Here is a 24,225-nt window from a genome sequence, read left to right on the forward strand (position 1 = left end):
CTTGACCAGTGCCCGGCCAATCGCTACTCGCTGTCGTTGCCCACCTGAGAGCATCGCCGGTTTACGTTCCAGCAGCAATGTAAGTTGCAAAATATTTGCCGCCTCATGCACACGCCGGGTAATTTCCTTTTTCGGGCATTTCGCCAGCGTCAGGCCGTATGCCATATTTTCTTCAACCGTCATGTGAGGATAAAGGGCGTACGACTGAAACACCATGCCGATGCTGCGCTCCTGCGGCAGGGTGTCATTAATTAACTGGCCATCAAGAAACATTTCCCCGGCGCTAATATCTTCCAGCCCGGCAATCATGCGTAATAAGGTGGATTTACCACTGCCGGATGGGCCGACTATCACCACAAATTCCCCGTCTTCAATATCGAGGTTAATATCCTGTACCACATTCAGGTCGTGATAAGTTTTTCCTGCATTCTGTAAAACTAAACGTCCCATCTTTATTCCTGTTAATGTGCAAATCGTCGCGGATCAATAAATGCCGTTTCCAGCTCCACGGTACTGCCCTGCGCCTGGCGGGCCAGCACCTCGCCGATGGCAGGTGCGTGTTTGAAAGCATGGCCGTTGTCACCGCCCGCAACCAGAATGTTGCCCCGGTAACGTCCGACAATAAATTGCGCATCCGGCGTTCGGGTGATCATGCACGGATGCGCACTTGCCGGTTCAGGGCTGATATCTTCCAGCCATTGACGAACGGCCGCGCGCAGTTCAGCGGTATCTTCGCGGGCAATATGCCTGTCAGGGTTCTCCAGATTCAGCGCGGTACGTGGAACTCCGACATCGCCAAGCCCAAGTTTCACTAAGCCGCCAGCTTGCGCACCGTGGCCCCACAGCGTCAGCTGCGGGCTGATTTCACGCACAAATACCGGGAAGGCGTCCAGGCTGTAGCCCGCGACGGGATCAAACCAGGTCATTATTGTGCGAACAGGGTCAAGCGGCAGATCCGGTGCGAAACGCGTGAGCCAGGCGCCGCCAGCAATCACCACCTGACTGGCGCGAATCTCACCTGCGGAAGTGACAATACGCACCGCAGCGCCGTGATCCTGCACCGCATCCACCCGTACCGGCGTCAGCACCTGCGCCGATAACTGCTGCGCCCGTTGCAATGCCGCGCGAATAAAGCACTCCGGGTTCGCCACGCCTGCTTCGCTATCCACCACTGCCACTTCATCAGACCGTAACCCAATATGCTGCGGCTGACGGGCTGCCAGCTCCGTGGACGACCACACCGGCAATTGCACTCCAAGGCGCTGTGCTGCCTGTAAAGTGCCGCTCACCGCCTGTGAGTCCGGGCGGCCGATAATGGTGCCGCCGGTGATCGACAACAGCGATCCACCGCTGCTCTGTTCCAGTGACTGAAACAGGCGGCGCGATAAACGGGCGTAGTCGCCGAGCACCGGATGTTCGAGGCAGAAAGTACGAAACAAGCGGGTTTTACCGTGCGTCGCGCCGAGATCATGGGGCGGGGTAAACTGATCGATGCCGATTGCCTTGACACCTTGTTCCGCCAGCCGCCACAACGTCGCTGCGCCCAGTGCGCCAAGGCCGATGACCGCCACATCAAACTGTTGCTCTGCCACGTCACTCATCCTTTTACAGTTCGGAGGAAATTTTCCACGGATTAACACCTCCATCATGCACCGCGAACCGATCAATCCGTGCCAACTCATCGGCGGTGAATGCCAGGTTGTCCAGCGCTTTCAGGTTCTCCGCCAGCTGTTCCTTACTGGAAACGCCCACCAGCGTTGAGGCTACGCGCGGGTCCCGCAGCGTCCAGGCTATCGCCAGTTGTGACAGGCTCTGTCCACGTTCAGCAGCAATCGCGGCCAGCCCACGCAGACGGTTCAGGTTGTCTTCGGACTGCGCCTCGGCGGAAATGTAAGGACGATGCTGCGCGCGCTGCACCTTATCAAAGCCCTGGAGATAACGATCCGCCAGCAGCCCCTGCGCCAGCGGCGTAAAGGCCACCGCTGCGCCGCCAGATTCGCCGAGGTCGTCCAGCAGCTCATCTTCAATCCAGCGGTTGATCAGCGAATAAGAGGACTGATTGACCAGCAGTGGTGTACCCAGTTCGCGGGCAATGGCGAAAGCCTCATGGGATCGCTGCGCAGAATACGAAGAGATGCCGACATATAGCGCCTTGCCGGAACGCACGATAGTATCCAGCGCTTCAATGGTTTCATACAACGGTGTGTCCGGGTCAAAACGGTGTGAATAGAAAATATCCACGTAGTCGAGATCGAGACGTTCCAGCGACTCATCAATGCTGCCCAGCAGGTGCTTTTTGCCGCCCAGACGCCCGTTCGGTCCCAGCCACTGCGGCCAGCCCGCTTTGGTGGCGATCACCAGCTCATTACGGTACGGGTGAAAATCTTTGCGCAGAATGCGGCCGATATTTTCTTCAGCGGCACCCAGCGGCGGGCCATACTGGTTGGCAATATCAAGATGGTTGATGCCGTTTTCAAAGGCGAAACGGAGAATGTCACGCTGCTGCTGGAACGGCGTGGTGTCGCCAAAGTTGTACCAGGTTCCAAGACCAATCGGCGAGACAATCAGGCCGCTGTTGCCGACGCGATTGTAGCCATAACGTTTAAAGCGGTTCTCCGGCGCGGCCCACGGGTTATTCGGGTCCGGGCGTTCATCGAGAAATTCAACGCGTTGTGTCATCATATTCTCCTGCATAATTCATGTTATTTGCCGCCGGTATGACTCAGCGAATGGGTAAAAGAGCGTTGACCAAAGAAGATCAGCAGCGCCGGGATCAGCGCCAGAATAAATACTTCGGCAAAAGCGAGGCCGTAGTCCTGGGTGTAGGCGGAATCCGACAGACCAATCGCCACCGCGCCGGTCTGTTTACTGTTGTCGGTGATAATCAGCGACGGCCACAGCCAGGCGTTCCACTGTGCCATTGCCAGAATCATCGCCGAGCCGATCACCGCCGGGCGTACCAGGGGCAGGTAAATCTGAAACAAAATGCGCCACCAGGAGGCGCCATCCAGCAGTGCCGCTTCCAGTTGCTCGCGCGGTATACTTAAAAAGAACTGGCGCAGGTTGAAGATGGCCAGGCCATGTACCAGCCCCGGCACAATCAGCGCCGTCAGGGTGTTCGCCAGCCCGAGTTGCGTGAACACCGTGGTCAGCGGTAACGCCACCACTTCAAACGGGATCATGAAGGCGAACACCACCACCACAAACAGCCAGTCACGTCCTGGGAAACGCATAACCGCCAGCGGAAACGCGGCGAGAATCGCCAGTAGCGTGCCGATCGCCGCGGATACTCCGGTCACCCATAACGAGTTGAACAGATTGGTGATGAATCCCCGGTTGAAAGCGGAGGTGAAATTTTCCAGCGTCCAGGTGCGCGGGATAAAGGTCCATATATCCACACTGGCCTGAAAGGTTTGCGTTACCGGGCGAAAGGCCGAGGCCACCAGCCAGATAAACGGCACGGCAAACAGCAGTGAAATCAGTAAAGCCACGCTGGTTGCCAGCACTCGTCGCCACTGACGACGGCGCAAAACAACACGCCGCGTCATGGCGCGCTGCGCATGCGGTTCAACAGCCGAAACTGCAGCCATACCGTTGCTCCCATTAAAACGAAAAGCATCGTCATCTCCGCCAGCGCCGCGCCCGGTGAACTGAGGGCGTAATAGCGGGTGATGATGTCGTACATTAAAAAGTTGCTGGAGCCCTGCGGCCCGCCTTTGGTCAGGGCGCTGATTGGCGCGTAGAGGATGAAGTTCCACACGGTGCTGGCGGTCAGGACAAACAGCAACTGGCGTTGAATTAACGGCAGCGTGACGTTAATAAACTGCCGCCACTCCCCGGCGCCATCCAGCATCGCTGCGTCGTAATAGTCCTGCGGCACATCACGAATAGCGGCAATCAGGAAAATCATCCAGTAGCCCACCGCTGTCCAGGTGGAGAGGATCACCAGCGCGGCCAGTGCGCCATTGACATCGGTAAACCAGCCGCTGGCTGGCAGATGTGCCAGCGTCAGCAGGCTGTTCACCACCCCTTCGGGACGCAGCAACACGCCGAACACCACGGTCGTGCCCATCAGCGGCAGAGCCGTGGGCAAGAAGGCCAGTGTGCGCCACACGCCAGTGAATGCCACATTGCGCGTCAGCAGCCAGGCAAGAAGCAGGGCGAACACCATCGTTAGCGGATTGACCAGCCCGGCGAACAGCAGCGTGCGCCACACCGAATCCCAGAAACCGGGATCGTCAAACAGGTCGAGATAGTTCTGCCAGCCAACCCATTTCGGCGGGATCACGCTACCCGGCACCGAGGTGTAGAACGATTCCACCACCGCCATGCCTGCCGGAATAATACGCAACAACAACAACAGTGCTAACGCCGGAGCCAGCAACAACAGCGCGGTGCGTGATTCGTGGCGGGAGGCACGGCTGGTCACTGATATTTTCTCCACGCAGCGTTCAGTTTCGCATTAGTGGTATCCAGCGTTTTCTTTGCATCGGCGCCGTTGGTGATGTCGGCAATAGCTGCACTCACCAGTTGCGTAAACTCCGCACCGCCAACGGTTTGCGGGCGGATCCGCGCCGAGTGCTGCGCCTGCCAGGTCAGGATATCCTGCAAACCGTTAAGGCGCGGATCAGCGTAAATCGGGTTTTTCCAGAACACCGCGCGGGTGGTGTCGGTGGTCGGTACGTTTTCCGTTTCCGGGTCAGCAGAGACAAAACCGCCGTTTTCACCAAACAGATACCAGTTGAGGAACAGCGCGGCGGCCTGTTGTTTTTCCGGGCTGGACAGTGCGCTGATACCCAACGCCCAGCCGCCGCTGGTGGTTGCATCCTGACCACCGTCAAATTTCGGGGCGGTGGTGATGCCGAAATCGAGGCTGGCATTTTTGGTGATGGTTGGCGAATTCCAGATGCCGCCATAGAAGAAAGCGCTGTCTCCGTTGGCGAAGGCCAGCGCGGTTTCACGCACGCCGCGCGGCGCCAGACCATCGGCATACAGTTTGCCGTACCAGCTCAGGGCTTTGACCCATCCGGCGTTGTTGATGTCCGGGGTCAGCTGATTGTCACCTTTCACCCCCGTGCCAGCGCCGAGGGATTCTGCCAGTGGTTGCAGGTAGTAATACATATCCGGCGTGGAGAAGGTGATGCCGTAAGGCGCGGCTTTCGCTGCCACCGCTTTACGTGCTGTCGCTTCCACCCACTCCCATGTCGGCGCTTCCCCGGCTTTGTTTGACGGGAATGCCACACCAATCTGCTTCAGCACTTTTTTGTTGTAATAGAGGAAGGTGGTACCTATCTGGTACGGCAAATTGAGCAGTTTGCCGTTGATGGTGGACTCTTTCAGCGCCGGTGGATCAATCAGGTTACGTTTCGCGGCGAAGGCGTCCGTCAGATCGGCTTCCCAGCCGCGTACGGCGTAGCTGGCACTCTGGGGTTGGTCGATATCGAAAATATCCACCTCCCTCTGGGCGAAACGGGCGCCTAGAGTTTCGTTGTAACTGTTGAATGGCACTGCGTGGTAGCTGATTTTGATCGTCGGGTACTGTTTTTCAAACGCCGCGATAATCTTGTTGGCTCGCTCAGCCGGAATCGCACCACCGAAGTAATTGAGGGTGATACTTTTCTCCGGTGCTTTCAGGCTTTCCACCGCCGGAATGGTGGCGGCGGATACCGTTGTCGTAATGAAAATCAGGCCTGCCACCAGGCTGATAGATGTTTTTGCAGATGCTGTCATGTATTACCCCTAAATTATATTTGTTGTTATTGTTGCTTTGTAAAACGCCCGCGATAACCGGCTGCCGGATGCGGAGCGGCCAGACGGTCGCCCTGGCCAAATAGCCGGTTTCGCAGGGAGGAGGCGGGTTGCGGCGGCTGGAACAGGCCGCGCGCCGTCAGCACTGGCAATACCTGTTCGGCGAATTCGCTAAAGTCGCGGGGGCTGACGAATTCGTGCAGGTTGAAGCCATCCACACCGGTGATACGCACGATTTCTTCAATGTCATCGGCGATGCGCTCCGGCGTACCCACCAGCGTGCTGGCGTAGGGGCTTAAGTTCACCAGCCGCTGTTTGATGGCGGCGATGCTGTCCGGGCGTGCTTTTTCACTGGTGAATCGGGCCGATTCAGAACGGGAGAAGTTGTGCGGTTCCGAAGTTAGCGTGTCGTCATCGTGATAGCGGGAGAGGTCAAAGCCGCTGGCACCACCAAACGCGGCATACTGTGCTTCCGGTGACTGAGCGGCACGAATGGCATTGGCTTTTTCTTCCGCTTGCGCCTGAGTGCGTCCAGTCACCACCGAGAGATCGGTCACCACTTTAATTGCCTCTGGCGAGCGCCCGGCCTCCACTGCGGCGGCGTGCAGCTTATCGACATTGATGCGCAGGGCATCCAGGTTCATGCCGTTGACGAACACCACTTCGGCGTGGCGTGCAGCAAAGGCCAGCCCACGGGCAGACGCTCCCGCCTGGAAAATCACCGGCGTGCGTTGCACACTCGGCTCCGTCAGCGCTGGCCCCTGTACGGAAAAATGTTCGCCCTGGTGGTTGATACGATGGACTTTGCTGGCATCGGCATAGCGTTTGGTGGTTTTGTCGTACAGTACGGCATCCTCTTCCCAGCTTCCTTCCAGCAGCTTGTAGAACACCGTCAGAAACTCTTCCGCCCGTGCATAGCGCACTTCATGAGGCAACTGATCCGGCAGGCCGTAGTTGCGCGCAGCATTCGGCAGGTAAGATGTCACCACGTTCCAGCCGATTCGCCCTTTCGACAGATGATCCAGGGTGCCGAAACGGCGGGCGAAGGTGAAGGGATGTTCATAGGTCGTGGACGCTGTAACCGCAAAGCTGAGGTTTTTGCTGGCCGCCAGCATTGCCGGGATCACCATAAACGGATCATTGAGCGGGAAATCCACCGCCCCTTCGATGGCCGGATCGGGAGATTGACGATAGACGTCATACACTCCCAGAACATCGGCAAAAAACAGTGCGGTAAACCCGGCTTCGTCGAGGAATCGTGCGCGCTCCACCCAGTAGTCGAGGTCTTTGTAGCGGTGACGCTGGCTATCCAGGTGCGTCCAGCTCCCCTGGGCGTAGTAGCCCACGCCGTTCATTTCAAATGCGTTAAAAATCAGCGAGCGCGGTTCGCTCATGGCTGAGGCTCCTTAAACTGGGCAATCTGGCTGCGGCCAAGTTCCTGATAGCGCAGTCGAACCGGGTCATGCAGGGTGTGAGTGCGGGCGTTGCGCCAGTAACGGTCAATACGCAGGGCACGGTCAGCGGCACGGGCACCGCTCCAGGAAAAAACATCGCTGCTGGCGGCCAGGCTGACTTCCGCAGCCAGTGCTTTGGCAGCGGAGAGCTGTGCCCGGAGCTGTGGATAAAGTTGCGTTTGTTGGCTGGCATCGGCCTGTTGCACTTCATCGAGCAAATGCGCGGTGTTTTCCAGTAGCGCCGCAACGGACAAAATCCGCGCGCTCAACAGGCCGATTTGGTATTGCAGAACAGGATCTTCCGCCAGCGTCTGATAAGGTGATTCAAAGGGAATGCGCTTATCCGTCGCCACACTTTGCACCCCCCACGTCACGATGCCTTCGGCAATACCGAGGTCGATGGCGGCATGGATCAGCCGTCCGCTTTCATGCCAGGCAATGCCGCGATGCGCTTCGTCCCATACCGGAATGACGTAATCTGCGGGTACCGTGACGTTTTCGAGGATAAGTGTCCCACTGGAACTGCCGCGCTGACCGAGGCCATTCCAGTCATCAAGAAGCGTGACACCAGGAGAGTCGGTGCGGATATATGCCAGCGCCTGACCGCCGTGATCGGCTTTGCCTATTACAGTGACCCAGCGGGCGCCGATGGAGCCCGTGGCGTAATATTTGCGCCCGTTAATGCGGTAAACATCACCTTCGGGCACCAGCGTGGTAGCAAAATCGGCTGAATGTTTACCGCCGCGTTCGCTGGCTGCATTGGCGATACGTTCACCCTTCAGCACATCCTGATACAGCACCTTTTGTGCATCCACTGAAGGGAGCAGGGGAATGGTGTCGGTAAAGCCGTAGTGCGGCTGTAGCAATTGCGCGATACCGGCATCGGCCTGCGCCAGGATTCGGCTGACAGCAATAACCTGCGCCTGACTGCCACTCCATCCCCCTGCAGCCTGTGGAACACGTAGTGCCAGCAGGCCCGAGCGGCGCAATGCCTCACGTGCCAGTTGATAATCACTGTGGAGATCCGCTGTAACGGCCAGCCTGTCCAGCTCTGCTTTTAATGCATAAACTGCGACTGCCACGTCTGGCTCAGCCACTCTTTGTTTACTCATAATTACCCTGATAAAAATACACATAACGACCAAAAGTTACTGACTGCTAAATCATCTGGTTATTAATTGCATGTGTGAAAATGAAGTGTTAATGACGTTATATTAACTGTTAATAAAATCAATCCTGCCAGTTATGCGTATTTTAGATATTCAATTGCGGAAAGGTTTAAAACATTTTTTGACTGCTCATTATATTCGTTTTTTAGCTTTACATTCCTGGTTTAACTATTAGGGGTATGGGGGGTAAATAATTCATGTCCTGGGGGCGAGTATGACCAGATGTTTTTTTCAATTGAAATGAAAAGAAAGTACTATTTTGAGGGTGGCAGGGGGGCGTTTTATTTCTGAAATAATACTGTTATTTTCTGTTTTTTGCACTTCGAGAATATTGTCTACATTGGTAGTGTTTTCTGGTTCCATTTTTTTTTGCAAGCAACAAGCTTCAGCCGAGTGCGGTAGAACGCCTCCTGCCCCCTCTATTTAGTGAGCCGGAAAGGTATTACCTTTATTGAATCTGATAATAAGCGCCTGATGCAGGCGTGTGTGGTGGTTTGATTAATGGCGACGCTGGTCTTTTTTATCTCTGCACGTTATTAGTTCATTTATTCCTTCTGGTGAACAACTCACATTTCCTGCGCTTATCGCTTTGCTTAGGGCTCCAGCCAGTTGCCCGGAGACCTCCTCAGCATTATGCAGTAACCGTCCTGCAACCTGTTCCTGGTGCTCCATTTGATATGCGACGATGAGATGGTTTGTTGCTAACAGAAAGAGCAGGGCAGTTATTACCGGAAGCAGGATCTGCAGATACATTAATTTTCTCATCGTGTTCCCTTACTGAGATATATCGGATTATTGAAGACTCCGGAAGAGTCTTCCCCTCAATCCTTATCTTTTTCGCAGATATTGCAATACGGTCTGACTCTTAAACAACAAATAGCTACCGAAAATGCGGCAAGAAACTGCCGCATGCCACTATTTAACGTGTTAAGAAGATGGCTGAGGTCCAAATCCGGGACTGGTCCTTTTGCCTGGCACTGATGAAGAACGGATGTTCCCGTTTTTCTGACAGGATAAGTTCAGAAAGTGGAATTTCGCCGCTGATATCACGTGGAAGCGGCTGTTCGGTAACCAGTTCAATATCTACCTGAAGTTCGGTGCCTGGAAGCGTAAAAGTCTCTTTGCCTGCAATCAGAAGCGTTTGACCATCAATATCCGTTTCAAAAACCGGCGCCCAGGCATGTGGTTGTGGCAAAAGCGGATCGCCCACTTTGATATAGCTACTGATGTCCAGATGAACGTGTATTTTTGCTCCGGCCAGCCCACCGGTACTGACAGTAACTGTGTCGCTGTCACCATTGGTGTCGGTTCGCAAGCCAATCTGTGTATGACTTTTACGCCAGACGGTCTGCTCCGGGTGATCTGCGCCCGAGAGGGAAAACGCATTGATTGGTGTCCCTGTGACCTCAATATGTCCCGTCCAGTAAGCACCCCGATAGCGGTCCTTAATGCGTGCACCCCCCAGACGTACCCGGAACTGATATTTAGAGCGCCCAAATTCCGCGTGCAAATCGCGATGCCATACCTCTCTTTCTCCATCGTAAAGCGTTACCGCTTCCCAGCCCGCATCGCCTAACAGACGATAACGCAGTACATCTGCTGAACTGAATTCCGCTACATCTCCCATCAGCGCATCGCCCGCACGCAACTCGGCATAGTTTCGTTCACCTGTTGTGGCATAGGTGTGGCGGGCACGAAGCGCTGCAGCCACACCTTTTCTGTCGAATTGTTCAGCAAGTACGCCAGTCAGGCCTCCACGGGATCCGAAGACGGCTGTCGCAGGCACGCCACCACCACATCGCCCCTGATGTTCATCGCTGTTGGCGGTCGCGCCCAGACGATAGCCCCGTTCGAGCGCCTCGGCATAGACCCAGTGAAACTGCCCCCAGGCGGAACCGACTTCTATCAAGCGCTCCAGCTCCGGGTGATGCCAGTCCAGGTTGCAGCGGCGCCCGCCAACATGCGGGATTAACAGATGTTTGTGCGGTTCGCGTGCGTAGGCCGCATAAAGTTCATCAAGTGGCCATGCACCCGGTTTGATGGTTCCGGCAGTGAACTCATTCCACTCGAATGAACGCACCAGCCGCCCCTGATTATCAAACGGGAACTGAGGTTCATCATCTTCAAGGAACACCACATTATGATCGCCACCGGCGCAGGTATTACCGCACCACTCGGTACCGGAATAGCAGACAAAACTGTCTGGCTGGTTCAGCGCATTAATCAGCTTTACCGCCTGCTTCCAGCGCGCTTCAGTCACATTAAAATCGTTGGCGGTATAGCCTAGAATATCGAGACCGGCGACATCACGCCCGTAGCTGAGGTTATACAGCGTGTCGTTGGTACCAACCGTGTCATCAGAATGCACATGAAGATCGGCATAGAGCGGGCGCAGACCTGTGGCGGTTTCCTCCACCGTTATCCATCCTTTGCCTTCCAGCAAGGGCAGCGTGCCCAGTGCGGCGCTGAACGACCATTCTCCTGCGCAGAGATGCAAATCGCTGATACGCGCAATCGCCCAGCCCTCTTCGGCCAGCCGGAAATCATGATGCTGTGTTTCACCTCCCGATGAGGTCAGCGTCAGGCATCCTGCCAGCGGCAGGCTCCGGCAGGTATTCCCCCAGCGGTCATCCAGCCGGACGATAACGGAGAAAGGCGTTTCAGGTGCCAGTAACCTTGGCGCGATCGCGGCAAGAGAAGCGGGCTCACCGGGCACGATATCCAGCAGCGTATCGCCGGGTACCTCAGCAAATTTTGAGCTCCCCAGCGGATCAACAAACAGGCGGAAGCGGAAAGCTTTCTCAACGAAACTCTGTACACGCGTACCGCCCCCGCCATGGCGCCGATCGCCCAGGCGGATAATGATTTTGTCTCCCGGATTGATGTAGCCATCAATAATGTCGATCAGAATGGCTTTCTGGAACGGACGCTCGTGCCCCTTCTGATCAAAACGCACCTTCAAATGCTGGACCGTGGCAGGGCTCTGTCCTGGCACTAGCGGGCCTGCCTGATACTCGGCGCTGACATAGTTGGCTGCCGAGGGATCGCTGGTCTGAAACAGCGCCCAGTCCGAGTAAAATTTAAAGGCGAGCTTCAGCCATGCGCCGTCAGCAAGCCCGCTGGCGCCCACGGTATATACCAGTTGGATCTCTTCCCACGCACCGGCAGTCAACTGAGTATGCGAGCAGGCCACACTGCCCAGAAACGGCCGGGCTTTATTCTGCTCATACAAGCCCTTCGGAGCGATGTAATCGCCTGCATCACGGATATCGAACTGACTCACATTAACCTCACAATTATTGGGCGCGCCAGCGCTGATAGCGCTGTTCAATGCGGCGAAAAACAAGATTTTCCATTAACCAGGCGATAAGCCCGATCAGGCAAATTCCCAGTAGTACCTGACTGCTGTTACCCGTCTGTCCGCCCATGGCAACCATCCAGCCTATGCCCTGAGAGGCGCCGAGCATTTCCGCTGCCACCAGCGCACGCCACGCCTGGCTGAATCCGATGCGCAGTGCGGCGGTGATAAATGGCAGGGAACTGGGCAGATAGACATGAAGAAGCAGTTGAAACGGTCGAGCTCCCAGCGTGCGTGCTGCACGCACTTCACCGCCACGGATGCCGCGGATCCCCTCCTGAATGGCCAGACACATCGGGAACAGCGCAGCGATGACAATCACCACCACGATGGAAACGAATCCCAGGCCGAAGATCAGCAGCATCAGAGGTGCCCATGCGATGGGCGGGATAGCCATAAACAGGCTGTTCAGTGGCGTAAGGAACTCCCTGACGCGATCGGAAAGTCCGGCGCTGACACCAAGAATCAGTGCCAGCAGCACGGCAGTCAAAAAGCCGGTGAATTCTTCCAGCAGGCTGGCCTGTAGCTGACCCCAGATGGAACCATCACTGAACCAGCGTATGGCTTCCCGCCATACGTCCCAGGGTTGCGGCAACACATAAGAGGGATAGTGACTCGCAACGATAACCCAGACCATGAGTAACGCGGGCAGGGAAGCCCAGCCCCAGTTTGGTTTGAACTTCACTGCGTTATCCCTGCTTTTGTCAGCCACTGCGTATCAACAAATTCATTCAGCTCTGGCGCCTTTTGCATGTAGCCCAGCGTCTGTGAGTCCTTCATCAGCTGCTCAAAGAAGGCGCCATCTTTCTTCGTCAGTGACACAGACCACTCAATACGTTTACGGGCTTCCTGAACCAGCGCCTCCGGCGGCAGCGTTTTACCGTCAGCGGTTTTAATGGCCCGCAGCTTAAACGCATCGGCCATGATCCGATCGGCTTCTGCAGGATGCTGATTGATAAAATCCACTGCTTTCTGATGCGCACGGATAAGCTTCACCACATCGTCCGGGCGGTCCTTCAGGGTCTCCGGTAACGCCATCAGTACATACCACGGATAACCCGGTTGGACTTTGTTTACATCGAGCAGCAGTCTGGCGTCGCCGCGCAGCAGTGCTTCGCTGACAAAGGGCTCCCAGGTGAAGGCTGCATCCACAACGCCCTGCTGCAGCGCAGCGGGCATGTTACCGGCGGGCATACTCAGGATCTGAGCATCTTTGTCAGCAACCAGACCTGCCTGCTGTTGCAGCACCACACCGCGCAGCAGAACATCCATTCCGCTCCCTTTTTTGACGCCAGCGATGCGTTTGCCTTTTAGGTCAGCCAACCGGGAAATAGCACTCTGTGCGGGAACGATCAGCGCGGCCTGTCCGCTGTTCACCTTAGCGATAATTTGCCCCTTGAGCCCGCGCGAAAACCACTGGAATACCGGTGTCGCACCCATATAGGCTGCATCAAGTTCATGCGCGGCCAGCGCCTGACTGATGACGGGACCATCACCAAAGGATTTAAGCTCGACGGTCAGCCCTTCCTGCTGATAAAAACCCTCTTTCTCGGCGATAAGTGCAGGCGCGTTGGCCAGCGCATAGACCCAGCCAATACGCAGCGGCTGGGAATCCGCAGCGTCAGCAGCATTGAATAAAACCCCTGATATCAGCACAGCAAGAAATGATTTACCCATTTGATTGATGTTCCGTTTTGTTAGAGTGAGTGGTTGTCGGACTGCTGCATCACATCGGTAATGCGCTTCAGTAATTCATTACGATACATGGCAAAAGCCGGAAGCTGTCGCGTCTCCAGATTGCTTCGCGGGCGCGGTAAGGCGATGGACAATTCGCTGTGTACGCCACCGGGTGCACGATTCAGAACGATGACGCGGTCAGCAAGAAACACAGCCTCTTCAATATCGTGGGTGATGAAGACCGTTGTCTGCCCAATGGCGGACCAGAGACGTAGTGTCTCCTCGTTCATGTCCCCACGGGTGATGGCATCGAGCGCAGCAAATGGTTCGTCCATTAACAGAACATCCGGCTCCAGCGCCAGCGCGCGAGCCAGTGACACGCGCTGCTGCATGCCCCCGGACATCTGGTGCGGCAACTGATGTGCGGCATGTACCAGGCCCACACGTTGCAGATATGTCATAGCGCGTCGGCGCTGAGAGGCCACGTCCTCGCGCCTTTGCATCCGCAATCCGAACCGGACATTCTCCAGCGCGGTCAGCCAGCCAAAGAGCTGTGGCTGCTGAAAAACATAGCCAAGCCGATGGTTTTCCGGCGTGGTACGCTCACCGCCAATCCGCACGGCTCCCCGCTCTGGCTCTGTGAAACCGGCCAGCAGATTGAGTAACGTGCTCTTACCGCACCCCGAGGGGCCCAGCAACACCACAAACTCTCCCTGGCGGGCATGAAAACTGAAATGGCTGAATACCGGCGCGCCGCCGGGATAGCGAAAAGTGATATTGTCTACCGCCAGTGCGTATGGTTGAGAATTGGTCATGCTGAGCGTCATGTATAAGAAATAATGAGATGTGGTTATAATACGTATTAATACAAGTTGATCTAAGATCGCTTCTGACTAAACTAGATCCGAACGGAATACGAGAGACGGAACCTGAATGACACTGGTGCGTGAAAACATCACATCGCTCTACCGGCAGATTGCCGATACCCTGCGGCAGGAAATTGCCGCCGGACATTTTCAACCTGGCGGAAAACTGCCCTCTGAAGCTGCGCTTGAACAGCGCTTTGCGGTCAGCAGGGTGACGGTACGGCTCGCGCTGAAGCATCTGACAGAGCAGGGGATTGTCGAGCGCAAGCAGGGAAAGGGAACCTACATATCGGGCAAGAAGGTTGCACATGGCATCAACGTCATGCGTAGCTTTCATGAGTCGCTAAAGCAGCAGGGGCTGAATGCCACAATGCGTTTGCTGGTCAAAGAGAAGGTGCCAACGCCAGAGTCGCTGCAATCGCTGTTTCAAATGTCCCGGACGCTGACGTTTATTTCACGGCTGCATCTGGTGGATAATGATCCCATTGCGGTGGGTTACAGTCATTTCCCGGCATTTCCTCATGAGCTGAGCTGGGAAGAGACCGAGAAGGAACCGACCTGGGTCCTGTTAGAAAAAGCCACGCAACATCACATCAGTCGCTCCGATATCGCCATCCGGCTGGCCTTCGCGGATAAGGGACTCGTTGACGTGCTGGGAACCGATAAAAACGCGCCGCTTTTTCTACTGGAGCGAACATCCTGGTTTGAAAACGGGCAGTGCGCTGAGAACTCTCGCTTTTTCATTCGTCCGGAACGCTACGAGTTTATTTTGAGCAACAGCTGAAGTAGGGGTTCTGATTCTCACCGGTGATTTAATTTGACTGGGTATTCAGAGTATTGGCCATCCGGTCATGAACCTCGCGATCTGGATGATGTTCATCATTCTGTTATCAGTATATGCGGTGAATGTCATTAGCCCTTAATCTTCTTCGTAAATCATCGTAGCTACGATTGAATGAGCGCTGACAGGGGGATACATGGATTCAGCATACGCGTTTAAGAATTTGGTTTCAGGAACGTCCCCCCGGAAAGTGAAGGCATGTTTCTTGTCAGGCCCACATGCGAGTCAACAGGGCACTGTTAACATATTGTCCGTCAGGCTGTTCCAGAGTATCTCACTTCGGCAATCCGCGCGGCCGATACTGCGCCCACCGGCGCAATACTCAGTGGAAAGTCTGCGTAACGGGCTGAACAGTGTTAGCGTGTGATGCTGCCAGGTCGAAGGGGAGGAGTGCTGCGCTATAGCTGAATCAGGCTGGGCTCTCTTCCCCCTGATACTGCAAGCATAGGGGTGATCTTATTGAATTGGTTGCACAATCAGTAGATCACAAAACGCTATGCTTGTCTTTTTCACCTGCCCATGAATGGGGATTCCTCAGTGCTTCAGCGGGGCTTTTTACTTAATCTTTCAACGAAATCCCTTTCATTGTTTCCCAGATTCTATGCTTATCCTGCTCGTGTAAATTTTTCTGCTGCACGGCGTGCATAAATGCCTCCTGGCCCTGTTCCGTCAGAGGTTGCCCGGACTTTAATCGTGCCGCCACACTTTGCAGAATACGATGGCTAAGTTGGCCGATTTGCGTCCGGACATCCTGAAGCGGGCGAGGCTGCCAGTCAGTTTCCGGCGCCGCCAACCAGTCGGCGCGATAGCGGTACTGAATCGCCTTGGCGGCGTCCATCTGCGCCTGAATAAATGGCCTTACGCTCTCGCCTTTTAATCCCAGCGAATCAGCATCAGCAGTGGCGCTCTCCAGAACCTTCTTCTCTTGCTGTAGATCTTCAATCGCCTGGTGATGTAGCGCTTTATATCCGGCAACATCTTTCATCAAGGACAAACGTTCATTGATCAAATTGCCAATCGAAGGGGTTGAAGCAGAAATTGCCGTTGCAGAGAAACTTGCGGCAGCGAGAAGCAACACGGCTGTATAGAGCTTGTACGGCATCATAAATCTCCGACGTCGATAAACAGGAAGTCTGTAAAGGCGTTCCCGGTCAGTTGAAGAAACATTTCGCAGAAAGCGTAGCTAGCGCATTTTACAGTCTTGTGATGATAAAAAAACCGTAAACCCGATCCGGGCTTACGGTTCTCTTTTACCGCGGGGTTAAAAATTACTTCGACACGTCCGCACCGAAGTATTTCTGGGAAATACGTTCGTAGGTGCCGTCGGCCTTGATCTCTTCCAGCGCTTTATCAATCGCCGCTTTCAGCTGCGGGTTGTTTTTGCGCAGCAACACGCCGGATTTCTCCGCGTCAGACTGGGTTGCGACAATTTTCACTGGCGCATCCGGTTTATGTTTTTTGAAGTCGAGGAACGACAGGTTGTCGTTGATGGTCGCGTCGGCACGACCCTGCACCACTAAATCCACAGATTGGTTAAAGCCATCGGTCGGCACGATATCCGCCCCGTATTTACGCGCGATCTGCGCATAGTTACTGGTCAGCGTGTGGGCCGATTTTTTGCCTTTCAGATCTTCAAAACTTTTAATGCTGCTTTTGTCATTGACGATCAGCACCGCTTTAGACGCGATATACGGCTCGGAGAAGTCGAATTTCTTCTGGCGTTCTGGCGTAATGCCGACCTGGTTAATCACCACGTCGTAACGGCTCGCATCGACACCGGCGATCAGGCCGTCCCATTTCCCTTCTACGAACTGCGGGCTCACTTTCAGGCGTTTGGCGATTTCACGGCCAATCTCTACGTCAAAACCCTCCAGCGTGCCGGAAGCATTGTGGAAAGTGAACGGCGGATAGGTACCTTCAGTACCGATTTTCAGTACGCCAGCGGACTGAATCTTTGCCAAATCATCCTGCGCCAGCGCTGCGTGGGCAAAACCAAGCTGCATAATCCCGGCGACGACTAATGTTGCGAGTGCTTTCATCTGCATTACCCTATGTTGTTTTTATTAACTCGCCCCGGATTACGGGAGCGCGGTGCTTAAAGAGGCGATAAACTCCGCAGTTCGGGGTCTCTTCGCGTGTAAAAACAAATCGTTAGCGGAGCCGGACTCAACAATTTCCCCGGCTTCCAGAAACACCACCTGGCTGGCGATATTCGCCGCCAGACGCAAATCATGGGTCGCCATGATCATGGTTGTTCCTTCCAGCGCCAGCTGGCGCAGCACGGCCACCACTTCGCCGGAGAGCTCAGGATCGAGTGCGGAAGTCGGTTCATCGCACAGCAGCACCGCCGGTGACGGCGCCAGCGCGCGGGCAATCGCCACGCGCTGCTGCTGGCCGCCAGAGAGCGTATTCGGCAGGGCGTTGCATTTGTGCAGCATGCCGACTTTATCCAGCAGCTCTTCACCACGGCGGCGGGCGCGTTCGCGATCCCATTTATGCACCGTAATCAGCCCTTCGGTGATGTTGTCGAGGGCGGTCATATGCGGAAACAGCGCGAAGTTCTGAAACACCATGCCGGTCTGGCGGCTGATACGACGAATATCCTGGCCTTTTATCCGCGTGTCCGGCGCGAATGTGATGCGCTCTTTGCCGATGGTCAGCTCCCCGGACTGAGGAATTTCCAGCAAATTAATGCAGCGCAATAAGGTGCTTTTCCCGCTGCCTGAAGGGCCAATCAGCGTGGTTACCGTGCCTTCTTCAATCGTTAAATTGATGTTCTTCAGCACCCGGCTGCCGTCGAAACTTTTTTCAATGCTGGAGAGCGTTATCATTGACCTGACCTTTTACTGTCGTACCCGCTAATTTCCGCTCCAGCTTCTCTTGCAAATGCGATAACACCGAACTGAAGAACAGATAAATAATCGCCGCTTCGCTGTACAGAATCAGCGGTTCATAGGTCACTGCCGCAATTTGCTGCGCGGCAAGAAACATCTCCGGTACGGTGATCACCGACGCCAGCGAAGTATCTTTTACCAGTGAAATAAAGGTGTTAGAGAGCGGCGGCACGGCGATGCGCGCGGCCTGCGGCAGAATAATACGACGCAGCGACTGCGCCCATGTCATGCTGATGGAATGGGCAGCTTCCCATTGCCCTTTCGGCACGGCCAGCAGCGTTGCCCTGATCACTTCTGAGGTATACGCACCAATATTGACGGTAAAGCCAATCACCGCCGCAGGGAAGGCATCAATGGTTAGCCCAGCGCTCGGCAACGCGTAGAAAATCAAAAATAGCTGCACCAGCAGCGGTGTACCGCGAATCAGCCAGACGTAAAACCGTATCACCGGCTTTAAAAAGGCCGGGCCGTACAGACGCAAAAGTGCCACCGCAAACCCGAGCGACAGCCCAAGAATAAAAGAGATCAGCGTTAAGGGAATGGTGAATTTCAGCCCCGCGGAAAGCATTGGCCAGAAAGAATCAATCGCTAAGGGTAACCATGTTGGCACTGCACACCTTCCGGACATAGCATCTTGCCAGAAATTGCTGGCGGAATATTTTATTAGCCCGGCTTAATTATTTGGGGGCCGGATTAGTGAGAATTATATTCTTTGCGCCGTGTGCGAAAACAAATATATACGAATAACGTTATATAGAAAAAAGCTAAGCCACTCTTTTTTGATGCAAACCCGCCGTCGTTACCTGCCGTTTTATTGCATCATTTACGTGAAATTTTGCCATTAATGCACCATTTTTGATCGATTTGGCATGAAATGGAAACGTCCAGACGCTGTTTCTATGAACAAAAGTGTTTCGTTGGAAACGTCGCGAGATCAGCAAACGGAAAACTTTTTTGCATACGGTAAAAATGACGGTATTGGTTTTTATCAGTAAGAAAAAACTAATATAAGACATGGTGTTATGGGATGTGTACATAACGAAGCACTGATGGGAACCGGCTGCCTGCGAACGTCAGGCAACCGCTGCAACATTTTCTGAAAGCCAGAGAGAAAAACCAGGGCGCCGGGGAATCGTTAAGCTGGTGGATAAGCTGCTGCTTTCAGAGGGATTTTTGGCCGAATACCGCCTGCGCCATCTCCACGAACCCCGCGCCGCCGGGGCCGAGCGTTACCCAGCGGGGGGCAACGGGGAGTTGATCCAGATACTGCCGGACGGTGCTGACGCCTACCGTGTGTTTGAAAAAAGCGAACATCGGCGCGTCGTTGGTTGAATCGCCGCTGTAGAGAATAGCTTCCCGCTCCCGATTGATATCGACGCCGTAGTGCTGAGCCAGAGTACGGCGCGTCATGGTCAGCTTGTCGTAGCCACCCAGCCAGCCCAGCACCCACAGATTGTTGACGGTAGCGTCGGCACCCGCCTGCCGCAGCGTGTTGACGATGCGGCGCTCCAGTACCGGGTCGGCAGGCCGCGCGAAGGCCAGGCTGGTCAGGCGGAAGGGCTGATCGTCCGCCAGACGGGCTTCCGGTAGCGCTGCCAGGACCCGGTCGGCGATGGTCCGCAGCCGGGCGGCGACGGATGCCGTGGCGTCTTCCGCGTGCCAGTAATGATGCTCGATGCCATGCCCGTCCGCGGTGCGGCGGAAAAAAAGCCCGCCGTTTTCGCCAATGACGCCGTCAACAGGCCACATCCGCGCCATCTGATCGCACCAGCCCGCCGGCGCGGCGGTGACCGGGATCACCCGTATCCCGGCGGACTGCAATTGTTCAAGCGAGGTATAGGCGGCGGCCGACAAACGGCCCTGCCAGGTGAGCGTTTCATCCATATCGGTGAGGACAAAACGTACTGGCTCGAATTCATTAGCGGGAGCATCGGATAAAGCGCGCATAGGGAACCTTAAACATCATGATTTAATAACGGAAATGTTACGTTAATTCCTCATAATCAATAGCTAAAAATCAGTTATGCTTTGCAATAAATTCGCTATAAATTTTCCCTCATTGTCCAACTGAACGGTGGCGTTAATGACTCCCTTTTTCACCCCGCCTCATTTTCGTACCATCGCGAACGAGCCGCTCTGGCGAGGGGGGGACGCATCGATCGTATTCGCCGGGTGCGGTTGATTGTCGAATGTGTTGATTTAAAAGTATTTACTCTTTTTAGCTATTCAAAGTCTATATGGTTATTTGTTTTTAATGTGGGTAATGCATAAAAGTGAGGTGACGCAAAAAAGATTTATCGATGCGATTTTAAGAAGGATATTATTATGCCGGAAGCGGGTGAATTGTATCTCATGCCGAAAAGAGAAAATAACTGGCATTTAAATAATGTCGTCGATGAACTCCGTCGCGTTCGTCAGGCGTGGCGCGATGAACATGCGAAAAATAATTATCGTAATAAACGTAGTTTACCTTCCCGGGAAAGCGTTAATTCAGTCACCGATACCTTGATAAAAGTGCTTTATCCGATGCGATTAGGTGATATTGAATTACGCAAAGAGGGCGAAGATTATTACGTCGGTCATTTACTAGGCACCTCGCTTGACCGATTGACTGAAGAAGCGGTCCTGGAACTTTATTATCAGTCAGATGAGCAGGATGCGAGTCACACGCTGTCGCAGGAGGCGGTCAGGCGGGTTCAGCAGTTTGCCAACCGTTTGCCGGTCATCCGCCAGCGTCTCGATCGCGATATCCTCGCGGCGTATCAGGGAGATCCTTCCGCGCGCAGCATGGATGAGGTGCTGCTCTGCTATCCGGGAATTCACGCCGTTATGCACTATCGTCTTGCCCACGAGCTGCATCAGCTCGGTCTGCCTCTGCTGGCGCGAATGATATCTGAAAAAGCGCACAGCCAGACCGGAATAGATATTCATCCCGGCGCGCAGATTGATGACGGATTCTTTATCGATCACGGAACCGGCGTGGTGATTGGTGAAACGGCCATCGTCGGTAAACGCGTGCGTATTTACCAGGCGGTTACCCTTGGGGCCAAACGATTTATTGCCGGCGATGACGGGCAGTTGCAAAAAAACTATCCTCGCCATCCAATCATTGAAGATGATGTCGTTATTTACGCCGGCGCAACAATATTAGGGCGAATTACTATCGGCGCGCGTTCCAGCATTGGCGGAAATATATGGCTGACCCGTGATGTTCCGCCGGATAGTCATGTGCAGCAGGCCCGGGTACAGCAAAAACATTTCAGCGACGGTGACGGAATTTAATTCCGCCGATAATAAAATGAAATGACCAGCGCATCGGAATAAATAAAATAACAGCGTGATAATCATTATGAATTTACTTGAAACGATCGGCGCTACGCCGTTAATCACGTTACCCTCTTTTGCCGCCGAGCTACCTGGCGTAACGCTGCTGGCAAAAGCAGAGTTTATGAACCCCAGTGGCTCGGTGAAAGACCGCGCGGCGAAAGCGATGGTGCTGGACGGGATTGCTCGAGGGTTATTAACGCCGGGTAAAACGATTATTGATGCGACCAGCGGTAATACCGGCATTGCCTACGCGATGATTGGCGCGGCGCTGGGATATCACGTCCGGCTATATCTGCCGCAGAATACCAGCCCGGAGCGCAAACGTATTATTCGTCATTATGGCGCCACGATTGTGGAGACCGATCCGCTGGAAGGTTCTGACGGCGCCTATATTGAAGTTCAGGCACAAGTTGCTGCGCATCCGGAACGTTATTTTTATCCGGACCAATATAACAACCCCGTCAATCCGAATACGCATTTCGCAACGACCGGAAAAGAGATTTGGGAGCAGAGCGGGCAACAGATCACCCATTTTGTTGCCGGTATGGGCACCTCCGGCAGCTTCGTCGGCACCGCGCGGCGGCTTAAATATGAAAATCCGCGCGTGAAAACGCTCGCCGTACAGCCCGCTTCGCCATTCCACGGCATTGAAGGGACCAAGCATATGGGGAGCAGCATTAAACCTGGCATTCTCGACGAAACCCTGTTCGACGACGTTATTCCCGTCACCACCGAGGAGGCTTATGCGAGCACGCGGCGCCTCGCCCGGCGGGACGGCATTTTTGTCGGCATTTCCTCTGGCGCTAATGTCGCCGCCGCCGCGCGGCTGGCCCGCACGCTGCCGGCGGGATCGGTGGTGGTCACGCTGCTGTGTGATGTCGGCTCGCGTTATCTGACTGACGCTTTCTGGAATGAAACCCATGATTGAATTGACTCAAGAAATCACCAGGCTGATTGGCGCTGAAGGGGAAAAGGCCTATCCCAACGAATGCTGCGGTGCGCTCTTTGGCCACTTTTCCGCGCAGGGCGATGCCCGCGTGACGGCGATTTTCCCCATTGTTAATGCTCGCGAGTCGGAGGAGCAGTACCACCGTTTTGTCATCACCGCCGATGACTCCCTGCGGGCGGAACGCGCTGCGCTGGCTCAGGATGTGGACGTGATCGGCTATTACCATTCGCACCCCGATCACCCGGCCATTCCATCTGAATTTGATCGCGAACATGCGCTGCCGTTTTACGCCTATATCATCGTGGCGGTCGCGCAGCGCCAGGCGGGGGCACTGACCAGCTGGCGGCTGACCCAGGACCGCCAGCGCTTTTTGCAGGAGGACGTGCAGATCGTTTTATAACGTGAATAACGGGCACAACGTTGCCGGAAACCAGAACAAAACACGGAGAGATTACCACTATGGCATCGACATTACTGATTCCCACTGCGCTACGCGCCTTCACCGACGGTCAGGGGAAAGTGATCCTCGAAGGCCACACCGTTGGGCAGCTGGTGGCAGCGCTGGCGGAGCGATTTCCTGACATTCAGCCGCATCTGTATGACGATACGGGCGCGCTGCGCAGTTTCATCAATCTGTACGTGGGAGAGAACAACATTAAAACCACCGGCGGGCTGGAGACTCCGGTTAGCGATGGGGCGGAAGTGCTGCTGGTTCCCGCCATTGCCGGCGGCGTCGGGAAGGCGATATGAGCAGACCGAGCATTATCCCGGATGACCGTCTGACGGAGCTGACGCATGCGGAAATTGCCCGCTATAGCCGCCATCTGCTGCTGCCGGAAGTCGGGCTTGAGGGGCAAAAGCGGCTGAAGGCCGCCCGCGTATTGCTTATCGGCACCGGCGGGTTGGGGGCGCCGGTGGCGCTTTATCTGGCTGCGGCGGGGGTCGGTAAGCTGGGGATTGTCGATTTTGATTTTGTCGACGTCTCCAACTTGCAAAGGCAGATCATTCACAGCACCAAAGATATCAACCGACCCAAAGTGGCTTCGGCGAAAGACAAGATTAAAGCCATCAACCCCGAGATACAGGTGGTGACCTATAACACCACCCTGAGCAGCAAAAACGCGCTCGAAATTATTGGTGAATATGACCTCGTCGTCGACGGTACGGATAATTATCCCACCCGTTATCTGATCAACGACGCCTGCGTTTTGCTGGGTAAACCGCTGGTCTATGGCTCCATTTTTCAGTTCGAAGGGCAGGCCAGCGTCTTTTATGCCGGGGAAGGACCGTGCTACCGGTGTCTTTATCCCGAGCCCCCGCCGCCGGGGCTGGTACCTTCCTGTGCCGAAGGCGGCGTTGTCGGCGTGCTGCCGGGGATTATCGGCACCATTCAGGCGGCGGAAGCGATCAAACTTATCGTCGGCGGCAGCGAGAGCCTGATTGGCCGCCTGTTGCTCTTCGATGTGTGGCAGATGAAGCAACGCGAGCTGCGGCTGGAGAGGGCTCCCGACTGCCCGGTATGCGGTGAGCATCCCTCGATTCATGCGCTCATCGACTACGAGGAGTTTTGCGGGCTGAAACCTGATGAAGCAGAAGTTCCGGTTGAAAGCGTCACGGCGCTTGAGCTTCACGCCTGGATAGAGGAGGGAAGACCCCTGCAGCTGATCGACATTCGTGAACCCCACGAAAGGGCGATTGCAAAATTTCCGCAGGCAAAAGTGATGCCGCTGGGCCAGATAGTCAGACGTATCGGTGAATTCGACCCGACGGTCGATGCGGTATTTCTGTGCAAGATAGGGCAGCGCAGTATTTTCGCCATTCGGGCACTCCAGCGCGCAGGTTATCAGGGGCGCGTGATGAATTTAAAAGATGGCCTAAACGCCTGGGCACGGGATGTCGATACCCGTTTGCCGCAGTACTAACCTTCAGCTCCACTCTTTCA

Annotated in this window: 24 protein-coding genes; 6 read left to right on the top strand and 18 right to left on the bottom strand. The window is 55.0% G+C overall.

Features of this window, described 5'->3' with window-relative positions; all coding sequences use genetic code 11:
• The 13 genes from CDA56_RS25815 to CDA56_RS25875 form a co-directional block, all read right to left on the bottom strand.
• Positions 1 to 450 (bottom strand): ABC transporter ATP-binding protein (locus tag CDA56_RS25815; RefSeq protein WP_139536108.1); only part of this gene is annotated, 450 nt, incomplete at its 3' end.
• Between the two features lie 11 nt (positions 451 to 461).
• Entirely contained in the window at positions 462 to 1,592 is a 1,131-nt protein-coding gene (solA, locus tag CDA56_RS25820) for an N-methyl-L-tryptophan oxidase (protein ID WP_025107005.1), read from the bottom strand.
• Between the two features lie 13 nt (positions 1,593 to 1,605).
• Entirely contained in the window at positions 1,606 to 2,682 is a 1,077-nt protein-coding gene (locus tag CDA56_RS25825) for an aldo/keto reductase (RefSeq protein ID WP_224226515.1), read from the bottom strand.
• 20 nt (positions 2,683 to 2,702) lie between these two features.
• Positions 2,703 to 3,590 (bottom strand): carbohydrate ABC transporter permease, encoded by an 888-nt coding sequence (locus CDA56_RS25830; RefSeq protein WP_025107007.1) that lies wholly within the window; start codon positions 3,588 to 3,590, stop codon positions 2,703 to 2,705.
• On the bottom strand, positions 3,545 to 4,429 hold the full coding sequence (locus tag CDA56_RS25835) for a carbohydrate ABC transporter permease (RefSeq protein WP_025107008.1): 885 nt from the start codon (positions 4,427 to 4,429) through the stop codon (positions 3,545 to 3,547). Before CDA56_RS25835 ends, CDA56_RS25830 begins: the two co-directional genes overlap by 46 nt.
• Complete coding sequence (locus CDA56_RS25840; RefSeq protein WP_025107009.1) at positions 4,426 to 5,730, bottom strand: extracellular solute-binding protein; 1,305 nt, start codon at positions 5,728 to 5,730, stop codon at positions 4,426 to 4,428. The genes CDA56_RS25835 and CDA56_RS25840 overlap by 4 nt, the downstream gene beginning before the upstream one ends.
• A gap of 26 nt (positions 5,731 to 5,756) precedes the next feature.
• Complete coding sequence (locus CDA56_RS25845) at positions 5,757 to 7,142, bottom strand: NtaA/DmoA family FMN-dependent monooxygenase (RefSeq protein ID WP_102802788.1); 1,386 nt, start codon at positions 7,140 to 7,142, stop codon at positions 5,757 to 5,759.
• On the bottom strand, positions 7,139 to 8,314 hold the full coding sequence (locus tag CDA56_RS25850; protein WP_165795095.1) for an acyl-CoA dehydrogenase family protein: 1,176 nt from the start codon (positions 8,312 to 8,314) through the stop codon (positions 7,139 to 7,141). The genes CDA56_RS25845 and CDA56_RS25850 overlap by 4 nt, the downstream gene beginning before the upstream one ends.
• A 555-nt stretch (positions 8,315 to 8,869) precedes the next feature.
• Positions 8,870 to 9,136 (bottom strand): hypothetical protein, encoded by a 267-nt coding sequence (locus CDA56_RS25855; RefSeq protein ID WP_025107012.1) that lies wholly within the window; start codon positions 9,134 to 9,136, stop codon positions 8,870 to 8,872.
• Positions 9,137 to 9,290: 154 nt separating this feature from the next.
• Positions 9,291 to 11,654 carry a CehA/McbA family metallohydrolase domain-containing protein gene (locus CDA56_RS25860; protein ID WP_103814063.1) on the bottom strand — a complete coding sequence of 788 codons (2,364 nt, stop codon included), beginning with the start codon at positions 11,652 to 11,654 and terminating at the stop codon, positions 9,291 to 9,293.
• 13 nt (positions 11,655 to 11,667) lie between these two features.
• On the bottom strand, positions 11,668 to 12,414 hold the full coding sequence (locus CDA56_RS25865) for an ABC transporter permease (protein ID WP_014229040.1): 747 nt from the start codon (positions 12,412 to 12,414) through the stop codon (positions 11,668 to 11,670).
• The gene (locus tag CDA56_RS25870; RefSeq protein ID WP_014229041.1) at positions 12,411 to 13,406 is read right to left on the bottom strand and encodes an ABC transporter substrate-binding protein; all 996 of its coding nucleotides are present in this window, start codon (positions 13,404 to 13,406) and stop codon (positions 12,411 to 12,413) included. The genes CDA56_RS25865 and CDA56_RS25870 overlap by 4 nt, the downstream gene beginning before the upstream one ends.
• Before the next feature lie 20 nt (positions 13,407 to 13,426).
• A complete protein-coding gene (locus CDA56_RS25875) occupies positions 13,427 to 14,221 on the bottom strand; it encodes an ABC transporter ATP-binding protein (RefSeq protein ID WP_025107016.1) in 795 nt (264 codons plus the stop codon).
• 118 nt (positions 14,222 to 14,339) lie between these two features.
• Here CDA56_RS25875 and CDA56_RS25880 point away from each other — a divergent pair, with 118 nt between their 5' ends.
• Positions 14,340 to 15,056, top strand: coding sequence for a GntR family transcriptional regulator (locus CDA56_RS25880; protein WP_102802786.1), 717 nt, complete (start codon positions 14,340 to 14,342; stop codon positions 15,054 to 15,056).
• A gap of 616 nt (positions 15,057 to 15,672) precedes the next feature.
• Here the strand turns inward: CDA56_RS25880 and CDA56_RS25885 are convergent.
• The 5 genes from CDA56_RS25885 to CDA56_RS25905 all read right to left on the bottom strand — a co-directional run bounded on the left by CDA56_RS25885 (position 15,673) and on the right by CDA56_RS25905 (position 19,954).
• A complete protein-coding gene (locus CDA56_RS25885; RefSeq protein ID WP_177986818.1) occupies positions 15,673 to 16,218 on the bottom strand; it encodes a chorismate mutase in 546 nt (181 codons plus the stop codon).
• 163 nt (positions 16,219 to 16,381) lie between these two features.
• Complete coding sequence (locus tag CDA56_RS25890; protein ID WP_014229046.1) at positions 16,382 to 17,152, bottom strand: amino acid ABC transporter substrate-binding protein; 771 nt, start codon at positions 17,150 to 17,152, stop codon at positions 16,382 to 16,384.
• Positions 17,153 to 17,191: 39 nt separating this feature from the next.
• A complete protein-coding gene (locus CDA56_RS25895) occupies positions 17,192 to 17,944 on the bottom strand; it encodes an amino acid ABC transporter ATP-binding protein (RefSeq protein ID WP_025107019.1) in 753 nt (250 codons plus the stop codon).
• Positions 17,922 to 18,617: an amino acid ABC transporter permease gene (locus tag CDA56_RS25900; protein WP_014229048.1), complete on the bottom strand. Its 696-nt coding sequence runs from the start codon at positions 18,615 to 18,617 to the stop codon at positions 17,922 to 17,924. The genes CDA56_RS25895 and CDA56_RS25900 overlap by 23 nt, the downstream gene beginning before the upstream one ends.
• 551 nt (positions 18,618 to 19,168) lie before the next feature.
• On the bottom strand, positions 19,169 to 19,954 hold the full coding sequence (locus CDA56_RS25905) for an HAD-IIB family hydrolase (protein WP_102802785.1): 786 nt from the start codon (positions 19,952 to 19,954) through the stop codon (positions 19,169 to 19,171).
• A gap of 378 nt (positions 19,955 to 20,332) precedes the next feature.
• Here CDA56_RS25905 and epsC point away from each other — a divergent pair, with 378 nt between their 5' ends.
• From epsC to moeB, 5 genes are all read left to right on the top strand, one after another.
• Positions 20,333 to 21,289: a serine O-acetyltransferase EpsC gene (epsC, locus tag CDA56_RS25910; RefSeq protein WP_014229051.1), complete on the top strand. Its 957-nt coding sequence runs from the start codon at positions 20,333 to 20,335 to the stop codon at positions 21,287 to 21,289.
• A gap of 67 nt (positions 21,290 to 21,356) precedes the next feature.
• Positions 21,357 to 22,262, top strand: coding sequence for a PLP-dependent cysteine synthase family protein (locus tag CDA56_RS25915; protein WP_014229052.1), 906 nt, complete (start codon positions 21,357 to 21,359; stop codon positions 22,260 to 22,262).
• Positions 22,255 to 22,683, top strand: a complete 429-nt coding sequence (locus tag CDA56_RS25920) for a M67 family metallopeptidase (protein WP_102802784.1) — start codon at positions 22,255 to 22,257, stop codon at positions 22,681 to 22,683. The genes CDA56_RS25915 and CDA56_RS25920 overlap by 8 nt, the downstream gene beginning before the upstream one ends.
• A gap of 59 nt (positions 22,684 to 22,742) precedes the next feature.
• Positions 22,743 to 23,033 carry a MoaD/ThiS family protein gene (locus CDA56_RS25925; protein ID WP_014229054.1) on the top strand — a complete coding sequence of 97 codons (291 nt, stop codon included), beginning with the start codon at positions 22,743 to 22,745 and terminating at the stop codon, positions 23,031 to 23,033.
• Positions 23,030 to 24,205 (top strand): molybdopterin-synthase adenylyltransferase MoeB, encoded by a 1,176-nt coding sequence (gene moeB / locus CDA56_RS25930; RefSeq protein ID WP_049084326.1) that lies wholly within the window; start codon positions 23,030 to 23,032, stop codon positions 24,203 to 24,205. The genes CDA56_RS25925 and moeB overlap by 4 nt, the downstream gene beginning before the upstream one ends.
• Positions 24,206 to 24,225 lie beyond the last annotated feature (20 nt).

Source organism: Klebsiella michiganensis (assembly GCF_002925905.1).
Lineage (GTDB): Bacteria > Pseudomonadota > Gammaproteobacteria > Enterobacterales > Enterobacteriaceae > Klebsiella > Klebsiella michiganensis.

What these genes read in the sequence shown, in the direction of transcription:
- CDA56_RS25825 (WP_224226515.1), bottom strand. Translation starts at nt 2,682, where the DNA reads ATGATGACACAACGCGTTGAATTTCTCGATGAACGCCCGGACCCGAAT.
- CDA56_RS25830 (WP_025107007.1), bottom strand. Translation starts at nt 3,590, where the DNA reads ATGGCTGCAGTTTCGGCTGTTGAACCGCATGCGCAGCGCGCCATGACG.
- CDA56_RS25840 (WP_025107009.1), bottom strand. Translation starts at nt 5,730, where the DNA reads ATGACAGCATCTGCAAAAACATCTATCAGCCTGGTGGCAGGCCTGATT.
- CDA56_RS25845 (WP_102802788.1), bottom strand. Translation starts at nt 7,142, where the DNA reads ATGAGCGAACCGCGCTCGCTGATTTTTAACGCATTTGAAATGAACGGC.
- CDA56_RS25850 (WP_165795095.1), bottom strand. Translation starts at nt 8,314, where the DNA reads ATGAGTAAACAAAGAGTGGCTGAGCCAGACGTGGCAGTCGCAGTTTAT.
- CDA56_RS25855 (WP_025107012.1), bottom strand. Translation starts at nt 9,136, where the DNA reads ATGAGAAAATTAATGTATCTGCAGATCCTGCTTCCGGTAATAACTGCC.
- CDA56_RS25870 (WP_014229041.1), bottom strand. Translation starts at nt 13,406, where the DNA reads ATGGGTAAATCATTTCTTGCTGTGCTGATATCAGGGGTTTTATTCAAT.
- CDA56_RS25875 (WP_025107016.1), bottom strand. Translation starts at nt 14,221, where the DNA reads ATGACCAATTCTCAACCATACGCACTGGCGGTAGACAATATCACTTTT.
- CDA56_RS25880 (WP_102802786.1), top strand. Translation starts at nt 14,340, where the DNA reads ATGACACTGGTGCGTGAAAACATCACATCGCTCTACCGGCAGATTGCC.
- CDA56_RS25885 (WP_177986818.1), bottom strand. Translation starts at nt 16,218, where the DNA reads ATGATGCCGTACAAGCTCTATACAGCCGTGTTGCTTCTCGCTGCCGCA.
- CDA56_RS25890 (WP_014229046.1), bottom strand. Translation starts at nt 17,152, where the DNA reads ATGAAAGCACTCGCAACATTAGTCGTCGCCGGGATTATGCAGCTTGGT.
- CDA56_RS25895 (WP_025107019.1), bottom strand. Translation starts at nt 17,944, where the DNA reads ATGATAACGCTCTCCAGCATTGAAAAAAGTTTCGACGGCAGCCGGGTG.
- CDA56_RS25905 (WP_102802785.1), bottom strand. Translation starts at nt 19,954, where the DNA reads ATGCGCGCTTTATCCGATGCTCCCGCTAATGAATTCGAGCCAGTACGT.
- epsC (WP_014229051.1), top strand. Translation starts at nt 20,333, where the DNA reads ATGCCGGAAGCGGGTGAATTGTATCTCATGCCGAAAAGAGAAAATAAC.
- CDA56_RS25915 (WP_014229052.1), top strand. Translation starts at nt 21,357, where the DNA reads ATGAATTTACTTGAAACGATCGGCGCTACGCCGTTAATCACGTTACCC.
- CDA56_RS25920 (WP_102802784.1), top strand. Translation starts at nt 22,255, where the DNA reads ATGATTGAATTGACTCAAGAAATCACCAGGCTGATTGGCGCTGAAGGG.
- CDA56_RS25925 (WP_014229054.1), top strand. Translation starts at nt 22,743, where the DNA reads ATGGCATCGACATTACTGATTCCCACTGCGCTACGCGCCTTCACCGAC.
- moeB (WP_049084326.1), top strand. Translation starts at nt 23,030, where the DNA reads ATGAGCAGACCGAGCATTATCCCGGATGACCGTCTGACGGAGCTGACG.